We start from the raw sequence: 22779 nt of genomic DNA on the forward strand, positions 1-22779 counted from the left end.
CACGGATGTACCGACCCTCGCTCATGCACTGCGGCCGCGGCGTGGTGTCGGCCCTGAGTAGAGCCGCGCCGGAATCTCATTAAGCGCGCTCAACAGCCGCCCTTGAAGGCGAACGCCGGTGTCTGCTCCCGCATGACCGTCCTGATTGAGATCGCCTACTCCGCCGCTGGGCTTGGGGTACGCACCACCAGGCTGGTCCGGCTTTGCTGCAGGAGCTTGCGATGTCGCGCCACCAGCGGAGTTTCGATGCGGTACTGGGAGGGCCGATTGGTCCTCCGCGCAATCAGGCTGGGCGCCTGGCGGCGCATTGAGTCGAGGCGCCGGACCAGTTCCTCCTCCGACCACTCCACGCCCTTTCGCCGCAGGTGCCGGTGGATGTCCTTGACGCACACGAACGCCGTACCCGTCTGAAGCGCCGCGAGGGCATCCAATACCGCCAAGTCGTTGCGATCCCGGATGGTCTCCACGATGTAACTAAACGGTTGGGCTTTAGGGATGACCTTCTGTTCCATGACGTGCACAACGTCCGCCTCGGTGGCCACCAGTTCTCCCTCCTGGACGATCTGCTCGAACAGTTCAAAGCAGACGAGTTGCAGCAGGTAGGGATGACCGCCAGTCTCCGCGATGATCCGCTTTTGGGCCAACGTGGTGACCTCGTAATGGGGATCCGCGAGATCGGCGATCAGGCGTTTCGCGGCGTTAGGACCTAAACGTCCAAGCTCGACAAGCAAGGCGAGACTGAACAAGCGGTTGTCTGGCCCCTCAATGTGGCGCCGTACGACGTCGGTGACTCCGGCCAGCACGAAACTCACCGAGCGCGAGGCAAGCAAGACCGCCCGGATAGCCGCGATCACATCATCCGGCAGTTCGACATCCGACTGCTCGCGCCGGCGCTCCTCGGCCACCAGAACTTTTTCCAGCTCGTCCAGCAGTACGAGAAGACGCTTCCCAGATCCACCGACAGCCTTGTCGACTGTCGCCATGAATGCCTCGAATGCCTTGTGCGGAGCAGCGGACAGCGCCGCCGCGCTCGGCGCCTGGATTTCCCGAAGACCCTTGTCTCTGAGGCCGCAGAGGATCGGATCGATCAGATAAGCGCGATAGAAGGCCCCGATATCGCGGAAATCCCCCGCCGACTGGAGGTCGGAGAATACGCAGACATAACGGTCCTTGATTGCGGGGTGCTCCCGTAGGTGGTTCAGTACCGTGGTCTTGCCGATGCGCCGCTCGCCCAGCACCAGGACAATGTTGTCTTGGCGCTCCCCAATGAGTCGGCGCACGATCTCCTCCACCTTCTCCTGGCGCCCGAAGATCCGGTCGATATCCGTGATTGCCCCGCCAACCACATAGGGGTTCACGGGCTTATCTTTCAGCGGTGTCTGCGGGGCGACCGCGAAGCGCGCACGCTCGCCATGCACCTCGACCGGCAGGGTGACGCCCTCGGTGGCGTCCCACTGATTCACGGTGATCAACAAGGTCACGGGTCCGCCCAGGTCCGGAATGCGTGTATAGCGAACCGCGATCTCGGCCGTGTTGTCGGGCTTGAGTCGACCGATTGCAGCGGGCCGCTCGAACAGGCCGACGGCCTGGTTGTCCTGTTGGTCCACCCCCGGCTGGACCCGGACCCGGCGCAAGATGTCTGCCCCCCTGAGATAATGCAGGCGCAGCACCACCCGCTTGCGCGACGACAGCCCTTGTTTGCCCGCCACCAGTTGCACCGCGACGCGCGGTACGGGCGAATCGGTGAGGGCGGTAACCCGCGACTCCAGCCCGTCTCGGGCCGCTTCCGCCAGACCCGATTCGTCGCTCTGAGGGTGCAGTACCCGCAACGCCTCTTCGCAAAGGCGTCGCGTCTGGCGTCGATCGCGTCCGGCGGTTTCCCCTCGCCGGGATAGGTCCCTGAGCGCCTCGCCCGCCACACTGTCCGTGCCCTCGCCAAGTCCCGACATCAGGGTGGCGATCACCGCGAGCACCCGGCCCGGCAGCTCCGGAAAGTCGGACGCAAAACCGCGCACCAGGTCTTGGAGGGCGACGGGATGCGACCCAAGATAGTCCCAAAGGTGCTCGCGCAGAAAGAGGTCCATGGCCTCGGTGGTCATGGAAAGAAGAATGTGGGCAAGGTCGGGGAACAACTCCCGGTCGTCCATCACGCCGAGGGCTAGGCGCCCGAGGTCGCTTTGAAACAGCGCCGCGAGATTCCGCGGGAAGATGACTGCCTCGCGGTCTTCCTTTGGGCTGAAGGCTAATGCGGTGCAAAGCAGCAGGCCCCAGGCACAGTCCTGACGCCACCGCCCACGCTCAGGCTCCAGCAAGCCCCGTACCGGGCGCATGGCCCAGGTGTAGGCATCTCTAAAGAACACCAGGGCATCGTGCGATTCGCCCGCCATCAAGCGCTGCTTGGCACTGATCGCCAGATAGGCGCCCCTCGCGACTTCCGCATCCGCGGTTTGAGTCTGTTCCGGCCCAACTTTGACGAAGGCCAAGGCTTGCGCGGCCAAGTCGGCTAACCGCTCCGGATTCCAATCCCACCCTGGCGGATCGCCCAATTCTTTCGGGAAGGACTCCGGCGCCGCTTGGGTACTCGGCGCATCGAGCGCCAACTGCGCAATGGTCGATAACCGGACGGGCGGAGCTTGGGCCGGGGCCGGACTCGCGGACGTCGGCGTCGGTCTCGGCTCGACGACTCCCCCCTGGGCCAATTGCTCCAGTTCTTCCAACGCGTTCTCGGCCGGGCCAACGGCCCGCTGCTCCAGGTGCTTTCGGATCTCGCCTTGCAGGCACAGCGCACGCGCTTCGATCCCAGCGCTCAGCGATTCCATGCTGAGGACCTTGCCGATGGCCTGGGCGCTACGATGACGGACGACGCCAAGCCGCTGGTCCAGATCCCTGTCCCTCTCGCGGGCGGAGTGCTCCGCCTCCTCCAGCCAAAGAGTGAGGTACTCGCGTTGCTCGTTTACCGTGGCGTGATCGGAGGGGTCAATGCCCGCGAGGCGATCAAGATTGGCCCTGGTCAATTCTTCCAAGCGGCCGGGTAGACGCCGAAGTCCTGCCTCGATATCGGCGAGCGCCTTGTCGATCTCCTCCATGAGTTCTGGGTTGCAATCTTGGTCAGCGAAGCGCTGCCTATCCTGCGTTGCCCGACCGATATCTTTCTCGATTTGTTCTCGCCACTCCGACCAAAGGCGCGGAAAGCGTAAAGCGACGTCCAAACCTTCGACTTGTGCAGAGGAAAGCGTGGAGGAAAGGTTGACGAGACACCGCGCCGCCTCGGAGAAGGATCGCCGTTCCAGAAATCCGTCAGCCGCAGAGACGTAGTCGCGGATACCGGCGCTCCATGCGACGAGGTCGTCGAGAAACGTCTGGAGGTCTTGTCGCGCCGTCCCGCCTAACCTGACCAGGAGTGGATCGATACGCAGTAGGCTCAGGGGCGGCGGGGCCGCTTCAAGCCAGTTGGGACAGTCGCTGCTCATGGCTCACCTAGGCCGAACGCCTCGGAGACATGCCGATAGGCGCCGTTGGCACCTCCGGCGGCATCGCTCGCGAACCAGGCCGCCAGCTCGCGAAATGCCTCCTGCCGCTGGCGCTCCTGCTCCAGGACAGTGCGAATCGATGCCCCGGAGGGCGCCGCGGCCGCAAGTTCCTCCATCGCCTCCGTCATATTTCGAAAGCCCGCAATCAAATTGGTTGCGGCGGCCCCATCGGGCTGTTTGAGGTGTTTGCCGTTGGTCCGGAGTGTTTTACCGGTCGCACGGATCCAGCCCTCGGCCTCCGGGGCCGCGGAAACGAGGGCGAGTTGACCTGGCTTTCCCGGCTCGTCGAGCAACGCCTCGTACCGAGGCTCCCATTCGTCTCTGAACGCCTGGGCGAAATGAGGGCTGCCGTCCCATGCGCCATAAACGCTGACGTTCATCAGTCCTTCCACGCGCTCGCTGAGGCCTGCAAGGCTGGTTGCCAGGGCCTCCTGGTGTGTTTCCCCACGCTCCACGCGCTGCAGCCAGTCGTAAACCGACTCCGGGAGGTCACTGGGGCGTCGGTTGTGCAACAGGTCGGTGACCACCACCCGTCGCGCGTCCTCACCGATCGGTGCGCCGCGCTCGAATCCGGCCAGCAGCGCCGCTACCGCGAGGCCCGGGCGGCTTTGACACAGGGCGCCAAGGAAGTCAGGTTGCACGATCAGCGCTTCGATGTCCGAGATCAGCCCGTTACTGGCCAGTAAGGCGATATAGCGCGCTGCCAGGTCCGCCAACCAGTCTTCAGTTGCTGCATCGGGATTGCGTTGCCGGAACGCGCAGGCGGCGATGAACGCCTCCGCCACGTACCCCTCGTCGGCCAGTCCGCGCAGAAAGGACCCCATCAGGTCCGGCGGCGACTTGGCGGCTCGGACATAGAGCCATTTTGCCAACAGGTCGCGACTGGCGCCGGGCGTCGGGTCCCCGGCCAATCGCTCCATCGCCCCCGCGACGACCGGGTCATCGCCCCGCTGCTCAAGCAAGCGCCGCAGCGCCGCGTGGGATTGTTGACCAGCCCTGAAGTCATCGGCGACCACATCGACCAGCTCATTGAATTTATCTGTTCCCACTTCGGCGACGCGCCGGAGCTGACCCCGCGCGTCGAGATCGCAAGGCCATTCCGGAGTGCGGGTGCCGTCGCTGCACAACAGGGCGTGCCAATCACGAGCCCATAGCTCGAATCCGATTTCGACGAAGCAATGAAGCTCCTCCTCGCGTCGCTCCGCTCGCTGCTCCGCAGAGGTCAACATACAGAGTAGGTCGTAGGCATTCCAATGGATCGGCTCTGGGTAGCCGTCGGGCCGATCGCCGAGGAGGGGCAGGAGCAACCTGAGTGCGTTCCAGAGCTGATTCGGAAGGCTCGGGTCTACAAGATCGCCATCCTCCTGCAAGCGGGCGAGCCGATCCTCAAGCCATTGCCGCCGGCTGGCCGGCTCCGGTATAACCCGCTCAAAGTCCTTGGGGCGCAGGCGGCGTTCCCGAAGCAGATGGTCCAACGAGTCGCGCCGCAGATGCGACTCGATAGCCCCGAGTTGGGCCTCGATCTCTTCGAAGGTCTCGCTCCGGGCTGCAGTGGTCAGCGCCGCCAAGTGCCCCGTGATCGTCTCAGGGTCGGCAACACTGGCGGCGGTCAGGCGCCCGGTCGCCTGCTCGAACCAGCGGTCAATCCAAGCGTCGGCGCACACTTCGGCCTGGCGCCGAACCTCATGAAGGAACGAGTCGAGGTCCGTCAGGCGCTCCGGGAGGGGAGGGAACGGGACTGAATCGCCATCCTCAGCCAGACGACCGAATAGATCGCACGCTTTGTGATAGGCGGCATGTGCGCCCCGAAGGAGGTCGGCAAGCGCATGGGCCTGGGGTAGGAAATCCCCAATGATACCGTTCCGGATTTTCCCCCAGGGGTCGAGCAGTTGCCGAATCTCGCCAGCTAAGCGGTCGACAGCGGCGAACAATTGCCCTGGGGCCAGGCCTTGCTCCGCGGCGGGCGGCCCCAGTGCCTCGTCCTGGGTACCTTTGGCAATCGCGAGCTTTTCCAGGCGATCCACGAAGCGTTCGTAGGCCCGAGAAAGGTAAGTAGACTGCGCCGTGGTCGAACCGACGACGATGGGTTCGCCGTAGGCAATTTCAGGGTCATAGGGCACGCGGTCGAACAGGTCGATCAACAATTCGCCGAATCCCGTGAGCTGACGAGTTGCATACTCCAACATTCGGTTGCGCTCGTCTCGGGAACCGACCTCTTCTACCCGCGACGGAAGCAAGAAAACCTTTTGTAAGCGGGCGTCCTGGCCGGCCTTAGAGCGGTAGGCATCGACGGCGCGTGCAATGCGCTTGGCGCCATCGATCCCCTGGGCGTGGAGGGCGAACAGCACGACCAGGACGTCGGGCAGTTGGGCGGTACAGATGCTCCCGATGTCCGTGAGGCCGGTACGGCTGTCGATCAATACAAAGTCAGGCCGCGGAGTGCTGTCGTCCTCGCCAACGAGCGCTTCGCGCACGTACTCCATGAAGGCGTAGCCCTGGCGGTCGGCATAGAACTCCTCCCAGGGGAAACTGGCTACCCGTTGCGGATAGCCCTCGTCCAGGCACCCGGCGGGGAGAAGCCGCAACGAGCCGCAGTGTCGCTCGCGGGCAGAGTGGTCCACGGGCATCAGCAGGCCCCGTATGTCGGGTGGGATGCTGCCGTCCTGCCATTGCTCTGTGAGGATATCGATCAGGCCGGGGCGACTCGCGAGATCCTGGTCGGAGAGAGCCACTCCTCCCGCGTTGGACTCCGTGAAATAGGTGTGCAATCCCGGGCTCTCGAGGTCCATGTCGACCATGACGACATCGCGACCTCGGTTCGCCAGGGCGACGGCAGCGTTGGCAAGCAGTTGCGTCCGGCCGACCCCGCCCTTGTATGAATAGAAGGTGATGACCATGGGATAGGGTGAAGGCGCAGGTGTGGCGCTACCTAAACCCGAACTCCTGCTGCATGGTCGGCAAGAAAACGGGAACGTCCTGAAACCTTTCCAGCCATGACTTGCGCTTAGGGCCCGAGTCGCCGACAGTAGTAATGAATCGCGCGCCAACCGGATCTTCGCGTATCCTCTGGAGCAACACTCCCCAATGATGTTCCTGAGCGTGCCGGTGCAGGGGCGAAGGACCTCTGTATTCCACTGGCAGCTCGGATTCAAACTCTTTGAGCAGGCTCGGAGACAGGTGGCCCCGCATCAGTGCAACAAAGGCTAGCAAGGGAAACGGATCTTTCGGGAGTGCGCGAATGGCATACCAGATGCGTTCGTCCATTTTATCGGTTGTTATGCTTCGCTCCAGATCCTCGGCGACGGCGGCGAGGGCCTCCTTGCCGCGGCTCCACAGAACCGAAGCGGCGTCGCGAGCCGGGAGATAAATGGGGGGCACTTCGGCATCCATGGCCACCAGGTGGTAGTCCCAAGCAAAGGAGAATCCCGGCTCCAGACGTTGCCAATACCCAGCTTCGCATTCCTCATCGAAAGATAGCCGCGGTACGGGGGAAAACCCTTGTTCCGATCCGTCCCAAGGTTCTACGTTCGCGACGAAATAGATCTCGTCTTGGTCCGGGGCCCGGCAAACGGGGTCGAGAAACTGTGGGAGTTCGTCCCTGCCCGGAGCTGCAGTAGCGCCGATGACGACGTAGCCCTTGCCCGACTCGATCATGGTTTGGCCTCCCGCTGAATCCGATTGCACATCCAGGCGGTGACATAGCGTCTCAAATCGTCTGGGGTGGGGTTGGTCTTGACACCGTGCCGCGGGGGGCGGCCGTAGTATTCGATGCGGACCCCGGAACCTTCGATCACCGGGCACAGGTGCTCGGCAATAGACGGTGTTAAGTAGCGAGGCGATGGAAGAAAAAGAGCGAGGATACACCGTGATTCCAGGGGCAGTCTGGGACGGACTCTCACCTCGAACACGCGCAGCAGGAAGTCGTTAGGGCGCGAAGACATGACTTGCGCGGGGTCTGGCTGTGCATAGGCCCCGCTACGCAGATAATCGGCCGCGCAGGCGAAACAGGTCGCAACATAGGCGACCAGGTAGTCACGATACCAGGGCGCTCCAAGGGTGTGGGCATGGAATACGCTCGATTTGGCTTCATCCGTATCGAGGCGCAGGAGTGGTGCGACGTGCCGGAAAAAGGCGCCGGTGTCCCAGGGCGATCCATCAATCTGCAGCTCAGCGTCCTGCTCAATGCTGCGGGAAAAGGCAAAGGCGACCTGGCGTTGCGGGTACATGACGCCGGCGGATGCTCTTTCTGGTCTTGCCTCGGCCCAAGGTTAGCTTAATTTCCGCGGCGCCGCGAGCGCCGCCAACAGCCCCCGCAGCAGGTCCAGCGGTGCCGGCGGACAGCCGGGGATCTTCACATCGACCGGAATGACGTTCTCGACCGCGCCGCAACTCGCGTAGGAGACGCCGAATTCGCCGCCGTCGCAGGCGCAGGTGCCGGCGGCGATGATGATCTTCGGCACCGGAGTCGCCTGCCAGGTCCGACGCAGCGCCGTTTCCATGTGGCGCGAGACCGGTCCGGTGATGAGCAGGGCATCGGCATGGCGCGGAGAGGCAACGAAATGCAGGCCGAAGCGTTCAAGGTCGTAATAGGGATTACTCAGCGCATGGATTTCCAGCTCGCAGCCGTTGCATGAGCCGGCATCGACCTGGCGAATGGACAGACTGCGCCCCAGCCGGGCATGGACATGGCGCAGCACCTCTACCCCGAGCCGTTCGAGTTCCTCATCCTCGATGCCGGGTGCGGCCTCGGTGATGACGCCGATCCCCAGGGATTGCTTGAGTATGCGAATCATGGTCTACAGGTCCTGGCCCGAATAGGACCCATTGACCGATTTGTTGCAGACCGGAAAATCCGGGACGATGTTACCCAGGATCAGCCGTTCCAGTGCCGGCCAGGTGAACCAGCTCGGATCACGCGGAAAATAGCGCGCGACGCGTCCGTCCGTACCGAAACGGACGAAGGTCAGGATCTCCCCGCGCCAGCCGTCCACCAGCCCGAGACCGACGGCACCCGACGCCGCCGTTGGCACCGGCGCGGTGACCGCGCCCTCCGGCAGGGTCGCCAGCAGCACATCCAGCAGATCCAGGCTGCCGAGCACCTCGGTCATGCGCACCCGCACCCGCGCGGCCACGTCGCCGTCGCTCTCCGCCGACGGCTTGACCTCCAGGGTATCGTAGGGCGGATAGGGGCAGTCGCGGCGCACGTCGAAGGGCAGGCCGCTGGCTTTGCCCACATAACCGGTGCAGCCCAGCGACCGGGCATCCGTTGCCGACAGCCGCCCGGTGGTCACCAGCCGGTCGTCCAGCGAGGGGTGATCGTCGATGATGTCGAACAGCGGCAGGACCGCCTTGCGCAGGGCGGCCTGATCATCACCCAGGGTGCGGGGCGCCGCGGGCGTCAGATCGCCGGCGACACCGCCGGGGATGACGGCGTCCATCATCAGGCGATGTCCGAAGAGTTCGCGGCTGCGCCGCTGCCAGCGCTCGCGCAGGCGGCCGCATTGGATCAGGGCGAAGGTGAAAGCGACGTCATTACAGATGGCGCCGAGATCGCCCAAATGGTTGGCGATGCGCTCGCGCTCGGCCATGATTGCCCGCAGCCACAGGGCGCGCGGTGGCACCGCGCAGCCGGCGGCGCGCTCCATGGCCTGGCAGGCGGCCCAGGCGTAGGCGACCGTGGAGTCGCCGGAGACCCGCCCGGCGAGGCGCGCAAGCCCCGCCGGATCGCGGCCGACGGCAATCTTTTCGATCCCCTTATGGACATAGCCCAGCCGCTCTTCCAGTCGCAGCACCTCTTCGCCCATGGCGTGGAAGCGGAAGTGACCGGGCTCGATGATGCCGGCATGCACCGGGCCGACCGGGATCTCGTAGACCCCGCTGCCGTGGATGGTCGTGAACGGATAGTCCGCGTCGGCCGGGATCTGGCAGGTCACGTGCCCGGCCGCCGGGAAGTCCGCGCGCAGCGGAAACACATCGGCTGGCCAGGCCTGATGGCGGGTCCAGCGGCGCGTGTCCGGATGGCCGGTGAACACCACGCCGGTCAGGTCATGGCAGTGCCGCTCCAGACGGTCGAGTCCAGGGAAGCGCGGCGTCTGGGAGGGCAGCTTGGGTCGCTCCAGCGGGACACGCGCTTCCAGCACCACATAGTCGCCCTCTTTCTCAAGACAGGCGTACACGGCGATGCTGCTGGGTGGCCGGCTGCCGGCCGGCTCGTTCTGGTGCCGACGGCCGACCGGCTGACCATCATCCTCACTGTCGGCCGGCTGATGGTCGGCACCGCAATCGGCCCAGACCCCCGCGTGCCGCATCCCCAGGCTGGCCGCGACCTTGGCCACGTTGCCCCAATCCTCGGCATCCAGCACCAACCGGTGGGCCGGGGCCAGCAGCCGGGCGTTGCCGGAGTGCGCGAGCAAGTGCTCGTCCTCCAGCCGCGCCAGGAATTCGGACAGCCAGTCGAAGCGATTCATGATGGACTCATAATTGGCTCATAGCAGATGCGCGCCCGTGATCAGCAAGGTCGCCCGATCCAGCCAGCCGGCGAGGAATCCGGGGATCGCCAACCCCAGCCAGAGCACCAGACTCAGGTGCACCGCGACCGGGATCATGTTGGCTTCCACCGGCTGCTGACCCTCGGGCGGGACCCCGTAGACCATTGGATGGATGTGCCGGAACAGTCCGGCAAAGGCGACCGCGAGCCCGGACAGCAGGGCCAATGTGAACCAGGGGGCTGATTTCATGGTCGCCGTCAGCAACAGAAACTCGCTCATGAAGACGCCAAAGGGCGGGAAGCCGGCGATGGCCGCCACCCCGATCAACAGCGACCAGCCCACCGCGGGCTGGGTGCGGATCAGGCCGCGGATCTGGTCGATCGACTGGGTGCCGGCGATATGTGTGGCGTGGCCGACGGTGATGAAGATCGCCGACTTGGTGAGCGAGTGCACCAGCATGTGCAGCAAGGCGCCGAAGGTCGCGAGCGGCCCGCCCAATCCAAAGGCAAAGGTCATGAGCCCCATATGCTCGATCGATGAGTAGCTGAACATCCGTTTGATGTCGCGCTGCCGATGCAGAAAGAGCCCGGCGACCAGGAATGACACCAGCCCGAAACCCATCAGCAAATGGCCCGCCAACTGCGGCGAGGCCGTCTCCGCGAGCGACCCGTCGACCAGCATCTTGAGCCGCACCACCGCGTACAGGGCGACATTGAGCAAGAGCCCGGAAAGCACGGCCGACATCGGGGTCGGGCCTTCCGAGTGCGCATCGGGCAGCCATTGGTGCATGGGCACCAGACCGACCTTGGTCCCGTAACCGACCAGCAGGAAGACGAAGGCGAGCCGCATCACCGCCGGTTCCAGGCCGCCGGCATTGGCATACAAGGTGCTCCAGGTCAGGCCGGCGGCGGGGTCGGCGATCACCTGCTGGGCGGCGAAGTAGGTCAGTACGGTCCCGAACAGGGCCAGCGCGATCCCCACGCCGCACAGGATGAAATACTTCCAGGCCGCTTCCACCGCCTCCGGGGTCCGATAAAGCGACACCAGCAGCACGGTGGCGAGGGTCGCGCCCTCGACCGCCACCCACATCACCCCCAGGTTATCGGTGGTGAGCGCCAGCAGCATGGTGAACATGAAGAGCTGGTACATGGAGTGGTAGGTGCGCATGCGGCGCGGGCCGATCCGGCCGATCTCCAGCACATAGCGCATATAGGGCCGGGAGAAGATGCTGGTCGTCACCCCAACGAAGGCGGTCAGCACCACCAGATAGACATTGAAGGCATCGACCCGGAAGCCCAGGCCGGCGCTCGGGCCGAACAGTTGCGCGCCGAGCGTACCGGACACCTCGCCGGTCACCGCGACCGCGGCGCCGAGCCACAGGGCACCGCCCAGCGAGATCACCGAGACGCCCAGATTGAACCACCCGGCCACCACCGGCCGGCGCACCAGCCCCAGCGCCAGGGCACCCAGCAGCGGGGTCAGCAGGACGAGCAGCAGCGGGGTCACTGGCTGTCTCCCCCGGTCTCGCGCAGTCGGTTCAGCCGGTCGACATCCAGCGAATCGATGCTGTCGCGCAGTTGCAGGAAGAAGACACCGAACAGCACCATGGCGACCAGCACGTCGAAGGCGACCCCCAGTTCGACCACCAACGGCATCCCGTCGGTGGCCGAAACGGCGGCCAGGAAGAGCCCGTTCTCCATCGACATGAAGCCGAGCACCTGGGCCACCGCCTGCGTCCGGAACACCATCATCAGCAGCCCGATCAGCACCACCGACAGGCTGATGGCGATGATGTTGCGGGTGAAGGTCATCTCGGCATGGATCATCGGCAGCACCAGCCAATAACTGAAGATCACCAGCGCCACCGCACCCATGGTCACCAGCGCCGGACTCTGCAGGGATTCGGTGTGACGCTCCAGGTTCAGCCGGCGGGTCAGGCGGTGCAGCATCCAGGGGATCAGCAGCGCCTTCAGCGCCAGTGTCAGCGCGGCCGAGAAATACAGGTGATGGACCTGCCCGGTCGCCGCGACCACCGCGGTCACGGCCGCCACCAGCGCGCCCTGCCAGGCGAAGGCATGGATCGCCGAGATCAGCCGGACCTGCGCCAGCAGCACGAACGACAGGAACAGCACGATGGCCGCCAGCACCAGCAACAACTGCTGGAGGAGCGGCAGCAGGGTCAAATTCATGCGCCGACCTCCAGAATCACGTGGCTGAGCAAGCCGAGCAGCGACAGGAGCAGGGCCAGATTGAGAAAGGCCGGGGCGCGAAACAGCCGCATCTTCGCCAGCACCGTTTCCCCCACCGCCAGCACCGCGGCGAGCACGGCGAGCTTGCCCACCACCGCGGCCAACCCCAGACCCAGGGCGGCCGGGCTCAACCCCTGGCCGATCCCCCAGGGGAAAAAGACATTGACGATCAGGGTTCCGTACAACAGCAGCTTGAGTTGTGCGGCCCATTCCATCAGCGCCAGATGCCGGCCCGAATACTCGAGCAGCATGGCCTCATGAACCATGGTCAACTCCAGATGGGTCGTCGGGTTGTCCACCGGAATCCGGCCGGTCTCGGCAATGGCCACCAGGACCAGGCCGCCCAGGGCGAACAGATAGGACGGACGCAACACGAAGCCGTCGCTCAGATGGTGATCGATCACGCTGGAGAGGTTGGTGGAATGGGCGGTCATCGCGAGCGTGAAGACCGCCATCAGCATGGCCGGCTCGGCCAGTGCGCCGATCAGCATCTCACGCGAGGCCCCCATGCCGCCGAAGGCCGTGCCCACGTCCATGCCCGCCAGGGCTAGAAAGACCCGCGCCAAGGCCAGCAGACCCACCAGCACGATGATGTCGGCGATGGCCGCGGTGGGCAGGTCCACCACCAACAGCGGCACGGTCGCCGCCGCCATCCAGGTGGCCGTGAAGACGATATAGGGCGCGGCACGGAATAGCGGCGAGGTGGTATGGGCGACCCGCGCCTCCTTGGCCAGCAGCTTGTACAGATCCCGATAGGGCTGGAGCAGGGACGGCCCGCGGCGGTTCTGCAGGCGCGCCTTGACCTTGCGCAGCCAGCCCACCAGCAGCGGCGCGAGTGCGACGTAGAGCAATGACTGGAGGGCCGCGATCCCCCAACCGGACCCGGTCAGGAAGTTACCCATGTCGCCACCCCGGACCGACTGTCAGGAAAAACCGCTCACGGCACCATGCAGATCCGGATGCTTGAACGGACGCCGGTTGCCGTTGTGCGCCGGGCCCGCGGGTCCGTGTGAGCACGCGTCTTGCGTTCATGTGATGATCCACAGGAGCCCCACCAGGGTCGCGAGCGTCCAGCCGAGATAGACCCGGACATTGCCCGATTGCAGCCGCACCACCCGGCGCGCCGAAGATTCGACCGCGCGGGCGATCGGCAGGTAGAGCAGACCCCAGAAACGGTCGCGGATGCGCAGCCGATGGCGCGTGCTGCCGTCCTCCTGGATGGTGACCGACTCCTCGATCTGGAACAGCAGGCCGAACACACGCCGTATCGGCTGGGCGAAGGAGGTGGCGGTGTACTGCATCCGCGGCGAGGGCGGCGCGAAACCGCAGTCCCAGGCATCGCCGCGGTGGACCCAGCGCACCGCCGCGCCCTTCGCCCACAGGTGGTTCAGTCCCCAGAAAGCGGTCAAGCCGATCCCGGCCAGCATCAGTACCACCAGCGGGCCGCTGTAGCTCGCGGTCTGTGGCGAGACCGGGGTCAGCCACAGCCAGCCGTAGGCACCGGCCTGCGGCAGACCGTCGCCCAGCACCTGTCGCGGCACCGCGTCGATCAGCCCGATCACCCAGGTCGGCAGCACCCCGAGCGCCAGGCACAGCACCGCCAGCAAGCCCTGGCCCGCGAGCATCCCCCAGGGTCCCCGGCGGGCCCGGCGCACATGACGCGACCGGGCCTGACCCAGGAAGGCGATGCCGTAGACCTTCACGAAGGTCACCGCCACCAGTGCCCCGGTCAGGGCCAACACCGCCGAGGCGATCGGAATCAGGCTGCGCAGCACGCCGCTGTCGAGTTGCCAGGCCTGGAGTGCCGCCTGAAAGGTCAGCCACTCGGAGACGAAACCGTTGAACGGCGGCAGGGCGGAGATCGACAGCACCCCGACCAGGAAAAAGAGCCCGGTCCAGGGCATCCGCCGCAAGAGTCCGCCCATCTGATCCAGGTCGCGCTCGTGGGTCCCGTGCAGGATGGCCCCGGCACCCAGGAACAGCAGACCCTTGAAGAGCGCGTGGTTCAAACAGTGATACAGGGCGGCGACGAAGGCGAGCGCACCCAGTTCGGTGAAGTCCGCGCTCAGGAACACCAGGCTCAGACCCAGGGCAATGAAAATGATGCCCAGATTCTCGACCGATGAGTAGGCGAGCAGCCGCTTGAGGTCGGTCTGCATCAGCGCCGAGAGCACGCCGAACAAAGCCGAGAGGCAGCCGATCGCCAGTACGACCACGCCCCACTGCCACTGGATTTGCCCGATCAGATCGAAGCACACGCGGATGAAGCCGTAGACCGCGACTTTGAGCATCACCCCGGACATCAGCGCCGAGATATGCGAGGGCGCGACCGGATGCGCCTCCGGCAGCCAGGCGTGCAGCGGCACCAGACCGGCCTTCATTCCGAAACCCACGAAGGCCAGCGCGAAGGCCACCCCGGCCCAGACCGCGGGCACCGGCGCGGCGCGCAGATCGACGAAGGCAAAGCTGTCGCCGAAGGCGGCCAACACGCCATAGGCGAGCAGGATCATCAGCCCGCCCACATGGGCCATCAGCAGATAAAGGAAGGCGGCGCGGCGGTTCTCGGCGTGTTCATGATGGAAGGCAACCAGGAAATAAGACGAGAGTGACATCAACTCCCAGGCGACCATGAACAGGAAGGCGTCATCGGCCAGCACCACCAGCAGCATCCCGGTGAGAAAGAGCCCGCTGAATCCGCCCAGGGCCGTGAGCGAATCCTTACCGTGCTCGAAACTCCGGACATAGGACGGACCATAGATCCCGACGGCACAGGTCACGACCCCGATCACGGCCAGGAAGAACCCGGACAGGGCATCGAGCCGGATGTGCCAGGGCAGCCAGGGCAACCCGAGCGGCAGGGTCACCGACACCACCTCGCCGACCAAAAGCGCCATCACCCCGGCCGCCAGGGCCGCGAGTCCGACGAAACCGAGCAGCGGCGTCGCGACCCGGCGCAGCACCCAGGGCGCTCGCCGGGCGGCCAGCGACACGATTGAAGAGAGCAGGGCCAGGACCACCGCGAGTCCGGCCAGGTGCAGGGCCGTGTCCATCGACAGCGCCGGCGTCAGGAGCGCGGTCAGGCTCATGGGGTTTGGCTCATGATTTCGCTCCGGGTGTTGAGATGCGCCCCGTTCTGTTCGGCACGGTTTTCAGCCGCACCCCGCGCCCGCCGCCGCTGCTCACCGCACCCTCGCCGATCAGCTCGACACCGCACCGTTCCAGCGCTTCGACCAGCTTCATCAGCGAGTCCACATTGCCGCGCACCTGCCCATCGCTCGCCTCCATCCGCTGTATGGTCGGCAGCGACAACCCCGCCGCCTCGGCCAGACGGCGCTGGTCGAGCCCGAGCAGGGCGCGTGCGGCACGAACTTGAGCGGCAGTGAGCATGTTCCGGACATCGGTTGTGATGTGTAGCGCCTTAGAGTAGCCAGTTTGGGCTTGACCTGGCAAGGGCTAAACCGCGCCCAGCGCGGTATGCGATGTTGTTGGATGGGATCGGCCCCGGCAGACGCGACGATTGCTGGAGTTGGCGCGGTTTAAAGTGATTTCCGAGAAAGGATCTGCCGCCGCACATGTACGCGCGGCTTCAGTCGCCCCACGTGTAGAATTCAGAACATCACGGTTTCACAGCTTCCGGAGGTTGCCAATGCGGCCTGCAGCGCCCCCAGCCGAGTACGAACAAGACCTCCAAGATTCCGGCCACTTGGACTCGCCGGGTGCGTAGTCAGGCCATCCTGGCCTGACACCGTCAGGGCTGGAAGCCCTGACTACGCAAGCCGCTGGCCGGGATTACGATCAAGGCCCCGCGTACCGCATCACGGCGGCACCGTGTCCGTCCAATTCATCCCGCCGCCGGATGGACGCTCGGGGAGCTGAAGATAGCGGCCGGAGGCCGGCGGCGGGGTGACACCTGCTCCGGCCGCCTGCCGTTGCTGCTTGTGCGCGGCGACTTGCCGCTCGATCAGCGTACGGGTCGCGGCCGTCAGGTAGCCGGTCTCCTCAAGGTCTTGCCGACGTTGAAAGGCGCCCAGGACACGGCGAAAGTCCCGTCCGAACTTGCCTTGAGTCAAACGGCAGAGATAGCCGAGTTCGCCAAGCTGATCCACGATCAACTGCCGATCGGCCGGCGACAGTCCCAGGAGTTCCTCGGCCCGCTCCGGCGTCGGCTCCAGATGCAAGCTGAGCTCGACCGGCGCCTCCCCGGTGACCTCGACCCACTCCTCGGCATCCGGGTAACCCGCGGCCCGTACCTCGACCCGATGGGGGCCGCGCGACAGGCCGCTCACCTCCATCGGTCGATCCATGCCCGCCGCGCCCTTGATTTCGCCGTCGACGAAGACAAGCGCGGAGGTGTCCACCTGGATGCGCAGGCGTCCATCAAGAACAGACGCCGACTCGGGTTCGGCGCTCGGCACCGGATCGGTCGCCGTCTCGTCGGCCCCCTCGGGTCCAGCCGCAAGATTCGCCGCCGATGTTCCGGCCTCTGACCCGCCGACCGCTCCCGATGCAGCGAGCCGCTTCGCCATCGAAGTCACCACCGGCGCCGCCAGCACCACCCGAAAACCGGTATCCGCCGTCCGTACATCGCCCGCTGCATCATAGGGCTGCACCTCGACCTGCCGATCCGCCCGCAGATCCTCGTCGGTGCTGTGGATGCCCCCGCCGCGCAGCACATCGCCGCCGACCTGGCCGGGAAACTGCTCGGAACGATAGGGGTCGTTCATGCATTCCCAGGCATTGCCGTACAGGTCGTGCAGCCCCAGGGGATTCGGCAAGCGCAGTCCGATGGGTGCGATCGTTCCATCCGCGTTGCGGTTGTACCAGGCATGACGGTCGAGTCCCTCCGGCATGGGATAGCGGGATCGCGCAAAGTCCTCCGCGGAGACCAGAGCACCGCCGCGTGCCGCGTACTCCCATTCCAGGTCCAGCGGCAGCCTGACGAAGGCCGGCTTGCCGTCGACTCGCGGCAGACAGGGTGTCGCAGCAGCGGTGCACGGCGGAATCCGCTCCGCATTGGCGGCCAGCCAGCGCGACAGTTGCGCGGCGAAGTTGATCGCGTCGATCCGACTCACGCCGACCTGCGCGGTCACCGCCGCCGCCCCGGTCAGTGCCGGTGCCGGCGGGCAGGCCCCGCCCGCCGCCTGCGCCGTGACCGTCAGATATTGCAGCGTCGTGACCTCGTACTTGCCGATCAGCAGGTGCTGCTCCGCTGTCCCGCCCATGCTCGTGAAGGCGCCGACCAACGCCGTGCGCGTGCTGCCGGCCGGTGTCGCCACCGGCCGGAAGGCGAGCGCACCCCCGCACGGCAGCGGTACGATCAGGTCGTCAGGCAGCGGTTTGGGATTATAAAGCGTCGCCGGCCAAGCCGCCGGGACCGCGCCGGGGTCAGCCCTGGCCGTGACCAGGACCAGGCTCGCACCAGCGCAAAGGAGCGCCGACAGGAGCACCGGTATGTTGCGCACGAGGCCGGAAAGCGAGAGTTGTGGCGGCATGGCGATCAGGTCCGGATCGAGGACAGAGCACGAATGACCAGGGCGTGAAGGATGCGATCCAGTGACGCCCTCGCCTGGATTCTAACCGAAGCTCACCGGCAGGCGGCGCGGCCCCCAGGTGCCCGGCCGCGCCTCGAAGACACCGGGCAGCGGCGTGCCGCACGAACGGCAGCGGCCCTGGTCGTCGAGGCCCCAGGCGCCGAGCTGGTACCAATCCCGCTCGATCAGCAGGGCGCCGCAGTGGCGGCACCAGGTGCTGTCGCCGGCGCTGTCGTGGACGTTGCCGGTATAGGCATAGCGCACGCCGTTGCGCCGTGCGATCTCACAGGCATGGCGCAGGGTCGCGGGCGGGGTCGGCGGGGCATCGCGCAGCTTCCAGTCGGGATGGTAGGCGGTGAAATGCATCGGCACGTCCACCCCGAGGTTGTCCACCACCCAGCAGGTCATGGCGTCCAGTTCCTGGTCGCTGTCGTTATAGCCGGGGATGAGCAGCGTGGTCAGTTCGACCCAGACTTGGGTCTCGTGGTGCAGGTAGCGCAGGGTGTCCAACACCGGCGCCAGATGCGCGCCGCAGACCCGGTGATAGAAGTCCTCGGTGAAGGCCTTCAGATCCACGTTGGCCGCATCCATCGCGGCAAAAAACACCTCGCGGGCACCCGGACTCACATAGCCCGCGGTGACCGCCACGTTACGGATGCCGAGTGCGCGGCAGGCCGCCGCGGTATCCACCGCATACTCCAGGAAGATGACCGGATCGTTGTAGGTGTAGGCGACGCTGCGGCAGCCGAGCTGCGCCGCGCGTCGGGCAATGGCCTCCGGGGTCGCCGCCGCGGCCAGGGTGTCCTGCTCCCGTGACTTGCTCATGTCCCAGTTCTGACAGAAGCGACAGGCCAGATTGCACCCGGCGGTGCCGAAGGAAAGCACCGGTGTACCGGGCAGGAAGTGGTTGAGCGGTTTCTTTTCGATGGGGTCGACACAGAAGCCGCTGGAACGTCCGTAGCCGTCCAGGACCAGGGCGCCGTCGCGGCAGCCGCGCATGAAGCAGAACCCTTGCTGGCCCTCGTGCAGTTGGCAGGCCCGCGGACAGACGTCGCACTGCACCCGGCCGTCCGGGAGCGCGTGCCAGAATTGGGTAGGATGCTTGGACATGGGTTAGAACTCCTGACACTGTCGGCGATGACGGCGCGAAAGCGCACGCCGGTCGATCTGAAAGATGCGCGGTGCGGGTGGTCCGGGGCCGGCCCGGTCGGTCCGACTCGCCCCGCGGCGGCACTTTCACTACACTTAATAGTAGTCGGCCCACATCGACGGGCCTGTAAAAGGGGGTTGCATATGATGATCGATCGTCAACCGGCCGTGGCCGGGCGCTTCTACCCGGCCGATCCCATGACGCTGCGCCGTCAGGTCGACGCCTTGCTGGCGGCCGTCGCGCCGACTGTGCAGACCCATCCCAAGGCGCTGATCGCGCCCCACGCGGGATATCCGTACTCCGGGCCGATCGCCGCCTCGGCCTATGCCCAGCTCGCCCCGATCGCCGCCCGCATCAGCCGGGTGGTGCTGCTCGGTCCGGCCCACCGGCTGCCGTTTCGCGGCATCGCCTATCCGACGGCGGAGCGTCTGATCACCCCGCTGGGTGCGGTCGAGCTGGATCTCGCGGCGCTCGATGACCTCGCGGACCTGCCGCAGGTCGAGCCGCTGGATGCGGCCTTCGACGGCGAACATTGCCTGGAGGTGCAGTTGCCTTTCCTCCAAACCCTGCTCGCTGATTTTCGGGTCGTTCCGCTGATCGTGGGCGCCGTGGCGCCCGAGGCGGTGGCACAGCTTCTGGAGCGGATTTGGGGCGGGGGTGAGACCCTGATCGTCGTCAGTTCCGACCTGAGTCACTATCTGGACTATACCAGCGCGCAACGGGCCGACCGGGCCACCAGCAGCGCCATCGAGCGGCTCGCACCCGAGGCGCTGCACCACGACAGCGCCTGCGGCGCCACCCCGGTGGCCGGGCTCTTGCTCGCGGCGCGCGGCCACGGGCTGTCGGTGCGCACCCTGGACCTGCGTAACTCCGGCGATACGGCCGGCCCTCGTGACCAGGTGGTCGGGTACGGTGCCTATGCCCTCTTCTGAAGCACATACCCTGGATGCGGCCGCGCGCGGACTGCTGCTCGAGGTCGCCTGGGAGTCGATCCGCCACGGCCTCGCCGTCGGCGCGCCCTTGCAGCCGAATCCCGCGGATTATCCCGACGTCCTGCGCGCAGCCCGTGCCGCCTTCGTCACGCTGCATCGCCGGGGGGCCTTGCGCGGCTGCATCGGTCATCTGGAGGCCCGCCAGCCGCTGGTCCTGGACGTCGCCGACAATGCCTTCGCCGCGGCCTTCCGCGACCCCAGGTTCGGACGGCTGGAGCCCTGGGAACTGGAGGATCTGGAACTGGACTGCTCGGTTTTGACGCCGCCGCGGCCGATGACCTTCCGGGACGAACCGGACCTCCTGCGCCAGTTGCGGCCCCACGTCGACGGCCTGATCCTGGAAGACGGCTGGGCGCGCGGAACCTTCCTGCCGGCGGTCTGGGAGTCACTGCCTGAGCCGCGGCAGTTCCTGAACGAACTCAAACGCAAGGCCGGGCTCCCGGCCAACTATTGGAGTGAGACGCTGAAGGTCTCATGCTATCAAACCGAGTCCTTCGGCGGCCGATCGTGAACGACATCCCGCTGACCGGACTCTTACTCCTGCTGCTGATCCTGATCCTGCTCTCCGCCTTCTTCTCGGGCTCCGAGACGGCCCTGCTGACCATCAACCGCTACCGGCTGCGCCACCGGGCCGAGCAGGGTCACCGCGGTGCCCGCCTCGCCCGCAAATTGCTGGAACGGCCGGACCGACTGATCGGTCTGATCCTGCTCGGCAACAACTTCGTCAACATTCTGGCCTCATCGATTGCGACCGTCATCGCCCTGCGACTCGGCGGCGATGCGGCCATCGGTATCGCCGCCGGACTCCTGACCTTCGTGATCCTGATCTTCGGCGAGGTCACCCCCAAGACCCTGGCCACCCTGGATCCGGAGCGCCTCGCCTACCCGGCCGCCTATGTTTATGGCCCCTTGCTCAAACTGCTGTATCCCCTGGTCTGGTTGGTCAATCTGATCGCCAACGGCCTGTTGCGCATGATCGGCGTGCCCCTGTCATCCGGACCCGGTACGGCCTTGAGCCGGGAGGAACTGCGCACCGTCGTCACCGAGGCCGGCGCCATGATCCCGGAACGCAGCCGCTCCATGCTGCTCGCCATCCTCGACCTGGAGCACGCCACCGTGGAGGACATCATGATCCCCCGCAACGAAGTTGAAGGCATCGACATCCAGGACCCGGCGGATGAGATCAGCCAGGCCATCCGCAATGCCGGCTACACCCGCCTGCCGCTGTTCGACGGCGGTATCGACAATGTGATCGGAGTCGTGCACGCACGTCATGCGCTGCATGCCATGCTCGATCAAGGACTCGGCAAGGAGCACCTGCGCGCTATCGCCCAGCCGCCCTATTTCGTTCCCGAGGGAACGCCGCTCTACCAGCAGCTGCTGAACTTTCAGCGCGAGAAACAGCGGATCGCACTGGTCGTCGACGAATACGGCGACTTCATGGGTCTGATCACCCTGGTGGACCTGCTGGAGGAGATCGTCGGCGAATTCACCACCGACCCCTCGGATAGCATCCCTGAAATCCATCGGACCGCGGACGGCAGCATCCTGGTGGACTGCGGCATCGGTGTGCGCGACCTCAACCGGGCCTTGCGCTGGGAGTTGCCGACCGATGGTCCCAAGACACTCAACGGGCTGGTCCTGGACTACCTGGAAACCATTCCGGAATCCGGCACCAGCCTCAAACTGCATGGTCATCCGCTCGAAATCGTGCAGACCACGGAAAACGCCGTCAAGACCGTCAAAGTTCCGCCCCGCGCGACACGCAAGGGATGGCGTCAGGAGCGGCCGGGGTAAGGCGGGGGGCGGGCAGGCTGCTTGCCCGGCCCCGCGGCAGTTCCAAATCTGGACGGGAGCCGCCGGCACGGAGCCGTCGGCGTGGCTGATGGTGGATGCGCTGCGCTTATCCACCCTACAAAACCGGCGCTGTTGTAGGGTGGATAAGGCGCGCGGCACAAGGTTCGGGACGCGGCACGCCGGTTGTGCGCGCCGCATCCACCAGGGGTCGCACGAGACCCTCAAATTTGGAATTGCTGCTGGCCCCCGGTTGAGGATATCGCCGCCTCGCAGTTGCTATATACTTCCTGCCCCGTAGCCTAGGCTTCCTGGGTTGCCCGTATCCGTCGGCAACGTCGTTCATCCACTCGTGCAGGAAACCGCATGGCCAAACTTACCCTGACGTTCAAGGGTCGTCTGCTTGCGGTTTACCGCCTGGAAGCGGTGTCCTCGATCATCGGGCGGGATCCTGACTGCGCGATATGCATCGATAGTCTGGCCGTCGCCCCCCGGCATGCGCGGATCGAACAGGCCGAGGAGAGCCTGACTTTGACCGCGCTGGACCCGGCGCACCCCGTGTTTCGCAACGGCACGCGAGTCGATTACAGTCCGCTGGCGGACGGCGATTTGATTCTGGTCGGCAAGCACACCCTGAGCGTCTCGCTGACCGATGAGGACGCACCGCAATTGACGCTGCCGGCCCGGCCAACCACGCAGCGCGATGATTCGTCGGAAGTGCCGGACCTGTTGCCGGCCTATCTGCAGGTCCAAAGCGGCTCGCACCTCGGGCAGGTGATTCCCATCTGGCGGGCGGTCACCCGCCTGAATCGCATCGGCGGCCACGAGGTCATCATCGCCCATCGCGACACGCACTACATCCTCAGCCGCATCGGGGAAGCCAACCAGGTCCAGGTAGGTCAGCGCTTCCTGCGGGGCGACGACGCGGTGCAACTCACCGACGGGGATCAGATCGAGATCGACGGCATCCGCTGCCGGTTCTTTTGTGTCGTCGACGGCGAGGAGGCGCGGGGTGACCAAAAACCCTAGCCCGTCATCCGTTCCG

17 protein-coding genes are annotated in these 22779 nt (G+C 65.7%); 4 read left to right on the forward strand and 13 right to left on the reverse strand.

The window, feature by feature from the left end:
* Positions 1-155: 155 nt before the first annotated feature.
* The 13 genes from A39O_RS0109925 to amrS all read right to left on the reverse strand — a co-directional run bounded on the left by A39O_RS0109925 (position 156) and on the right by amrS (position 18908).
* The gene (locus tag A39O_RS0109925; protein ID WP_157639931.1) at positions 156-3470 is read right to left on the reverse strand and encodes an ATP-binding protein; all 3315 of its coding nucleotides are present in this window, start codon (positions 3468-3470) and stop codon (positions 156-158) included.
* Positions 3467-6427, reverse strand: coding sequence for a KGGVGR-motif variant AAA ATPase (locus A39O_RS0109930; protein ID WP_020504503.1), 2961 nt, complete (start codon positions 6425-6427; stop codon positions 3467-3469). Before A39O_RS0109930 ends, A39O_RS0109925 begins: the two co-directional genes overlap by 4 nt.
* Before the next feature lie 28 nt (positions 6428-6455).
* On the reverse strand, positions 6456-7184 hold the full coding sequence (locus A39O_RS0109935; protein ID WP_020504504.1) for a hypothetical protein: 729 nt from the start codon (positions 7182-7184) through the stop codon (positions 6456-6458).
* Positions 7181-7756, reverse strand: coding sequence for a hypothetical protein (locus A39O_RS0109940; RefSeq protein ID WP_020504505.1), 576 nt, complete (start codon positions 7754-7756; stop codon positions 7181-7183). The genes A39O_RS0109935 and A39O_RS0109940 overlap by 4 nt, the downstream gene beginning before the upstream one ends.
* 42 nt (positions 7757-7798) lie before the next feature.
* Positions 7799-8323 carry an NADH-quinone oxidoreductase subunit B family protein gene (locus A39O_RS0109945; protein WP_020504506.1) on the reverse strand — a complete coding sequence of 175 codons (525 nt, stop codon included), beginning with the start codon at positions 8321-8323 and terminating at the stop codon, positions 7799-7801.
* Positions 8324-8326: 3 nt separating this feature from the next.
* Complete coding sequence (locus tag A39O_RS0109950) at positions 8327-9997, reverse strand: hydrogenase large subunit (protein ID WP_020504507.1); 1671 nt, start codon at positions 9995-9997, stop codon at positions 8327-8329.
* An 18-nt stretch (positions 9998-10015) separates the two neighbouring features.
* A complete protein-coding gene (locus A39O_RS0109955) occupies positions 10016-11524 on the reverse strand; it encodes a hydrogenase 4 subunit F (protein ID WP_020504508.1) in 1509 nt (502 codons plus the stop codon).
* On the reverse strand, positions 11521-12207 hold the full coding sequence (locus tag A39O_RS0109960; protein ID WP_020504509.1) for a formate hydrogenlyase: 687 nt from the start codon (positions 12205-12207) through the stop codon (positions 11521-11523). Before A39O_RS0109960 ends, A39O_RS0109955 begins: the two co-directional genes overlap by 4 nt.
* Positions 12204-13169 (reverse strand): respiratory chain complex I subunit 1 family protein, encoded by a 966-nt coding sequence (locus A39O_RS0109965; protein ID WP_020504510.1) that lies wholly within the window; start codon positions 13167-13169, stop codon positions 12204-12206. Before A39O_RS0109965 ends, A39O_RS0109960 begins: the two co-directional genes overlap by 4 nt.
* Before the next feature lie 126 nt (positions 13170-13295).
* Positions 13296-15353 (reverse strand): hydrogenase 4 subunit B, encoded by a 2058-nt coding sequence (hyfB, locus tag A39O_RS0109970; RefSeq protein ID WP_020504511.1) that lies wholly within the window; start codon positions 15351-15353, stop codon positions 13296-13298.
* Positions 15354-15363: 10 nt separating this feature from the next.
* A complete protein-coding gene (locus A39O_RS0109975; protein ID WP_020504512.1) occupies positions 15364-15654 on the reverse strand; it encodes a helix-turn-helix domain-containing protein in 291 nt (96 codons plus the stop codon).
* Between the two features lie 428 nt (positions 15655-16082).
* Positions 16083-17759 (reverse strand): SUMF1/EgtB/PvdO family nonheme iron enzyme, encoded by a 1677-nt coding sequence (locus tag A39O_RS32965; RefSeq protein WP_020504513.1) that lies wholly within the window; start codon positions 17757-17759, stop codon positions 16083-16085.
* Positions 17760-17840: 81 nt separating this feature from the next.
* Positions 17841-18908, reverse strand: a complete 1068-nt coding sequence (gene amrS, locus A39O_RS0109985) for an AmmeMemoRadiSam system radical SAM enzyme (protein ID WP_020504514.1) — start codon at positions 18906-18908, stop codon at positions 17841-17843.
* Between the two features lie 183 nt (positions 18909-19091).
* Here amrS and amrB point away from each other — a divergent pair, with 183 nt between their 5' ends.
* The 4 genes from amrB to A39O_RS0110005 all read left to right on the forward strand — a co-directional run bounded on the left by amrB (position 19092) and on the right by A39O_RS0110005 (position 22763).
* A complete protein-coding gene (gene amrB / locus A39O_RS0109990) occupies positions 19092-19880 on the forward strand; it encodes an AmmeMemoRadiSam system protein B (RefSeq protein ID WP_020504515.1) in 789 nt (262 codons plus the stop codon).
* Positions 19867-20451: an AmmeMemoRadiSam system protein A gene (amrA, locus tag A39O_RS0109995; protein ID WP_020504516.1), complete on the forward strand. Its 585-nt coding sequence runs from the start codon at positions 19867-19869 to the stop codon at positions 20449-20451. Before amrB ends, amrA begins: the two co-directional genes overlap by 14 nt.
* Positions 20448-21737: an HlyC/CorC family transporter gene (locus A39O_RS0110000; protein ID WP_020504517.1), complete on the forward strand. Its 1290-nt coding sequence runs from the start codon at positions 20448-20450 to the stop codon at positions 21735-21737. Before amrA ends, A39O_RS0110000 begins: the two co-directional genes overlap by 4 nt.
* Positions 21738-22100: 363 nt before the next feature.
* Entirely contained in the window at positions 22101-22763 is a 663-nt protein-coding gene (locus tag A39O_RS0110005) for an FHA domain-containing protein (RefSeq protein ID WP_020504518.1), read from the forward strand.
* Positions 22764-22779 lie beyond the last annotated feature (16 nt).

Origin of the sequence: Lamprocystis purpurea DSM 4197 (assembly GCF_000379525.1) — a bacterium.
Taxonomy (GTDB): Bacteria; Pseudomonadota; Gammaproteobacteria; order Chromatiales; family Chromatiaceae; genus Thiodictyon; species Thiodictyon purpureum.

Excerpts from the sequence above, each read along its gene's own strand:
- A39O_RS0109925 (WP_157639931.1), bottom strand. The coding sequence starts at position 3,470 with ATGAGCAGCGACTGTCCCAACTGGCTTGAAGCGGCCCCGCCGCCCCTG.
- A39O_RS0109930 (WP_020504503.1), bottom strand. The coding sequence starts at position 6,427 with ATGGTCATCACCTTCTATTCATACAAGGGCGGGGTCGGCCGGACGCAA.
- A39O_RS0109935 (WP_020504504.1), bottom strand. The coding sequence starts at position 7,184 with ATGATCGAGTCGGGCAAGGGCTACGTCGTCATCGGCGCTACTGCAGCT.
- A39O_RS0109940 (WP_020504505.1), bottom strand. The coding sequence starts at position 7,756 with ATGTACCCGCAACGCCAGGTCGCCTTTGCCTTTTCCCGCAGCATTGAG.
- A39O_RS0109945 (WP_020504506.1), bottom strand. The coding sequence starts at position 8,323 with ATGATTCGCATACTCAAGCAATCCCTGGGGATCGGCGTCATCACCGAG.
- A39O_RS0109950 (WP_020504507.1), bottom strand. The coding sequence starts at position 9,997 with ATGAATCGCTTCGACTGGCTGTCCGAATTCCTGGCGCGGCTGGAGGAC.
- A39O_RS0109960 (WP_020504509.1), bottom strand. The coding sequence starts at position 12,207 with ATGAATTTGACCCTGCTGCCGCTCCTCCAGCAGTTGTTGCTGGTGCTG.
- A39O_RS0109965 (WP_020504510.1), bottom strand. The coding sequence starts at position 13,169 with ATGGGTAACTTCCTGACCGGGTCCGGTTGGGGGATCGCGGCCCTCCAG.
- hyfB (WP_020504511.1), bottom strand. The coding sequence starts at position 15,353 with ATGAGCCTGACCGCGCTCCTGACGCCGGCGCTGTCGATGGACACGGCC.
- A39O_RS0109975 (WP_020504512.1), bottom strand. The coding sequence starts at position 15,654 with ATGCTCACTGCCGCTCAAGTTCGTGCCGCACGCGCCCTGCTCGGGCTC.
- A39O_RS32965 (WP_020504513.1), bottom strand. The coding sequence starts at position 17,759 with ATGCCGCCACAACTCTCGCTTTCCGGCCTCGTGCGCAACATACCGGTG.
- amrS (WP_020504514.1), bottom strand. The coding sequence starts at position 18,908 with ATGTCCAAGCATCCTACCCAATTCTGGCACGCGCTCCCGGACGGCCGG.
- amrB (WP_020504515.1), top strand. The coding sequence starts at position 19,092 with ATGATGATCGATCGTCAACCGGCCGTGGCCGGGCGCTTCTACCCGGCC.
- amrA (WP_020504516.1), top strand. The coding sequence starts at position 19,867 with ATGCCCTCTTCTGAAGCACATACCCTGGATGCGGCCGCGCGCGGACTG.
- A39O_RS0110005 (WP_020504518.1), top strand. The coding sequence starts at position 22,101 with ATGGCCAAACTTACCCTGACGTTCAAGGGTCGTCTGCTTGCGGTTTAC.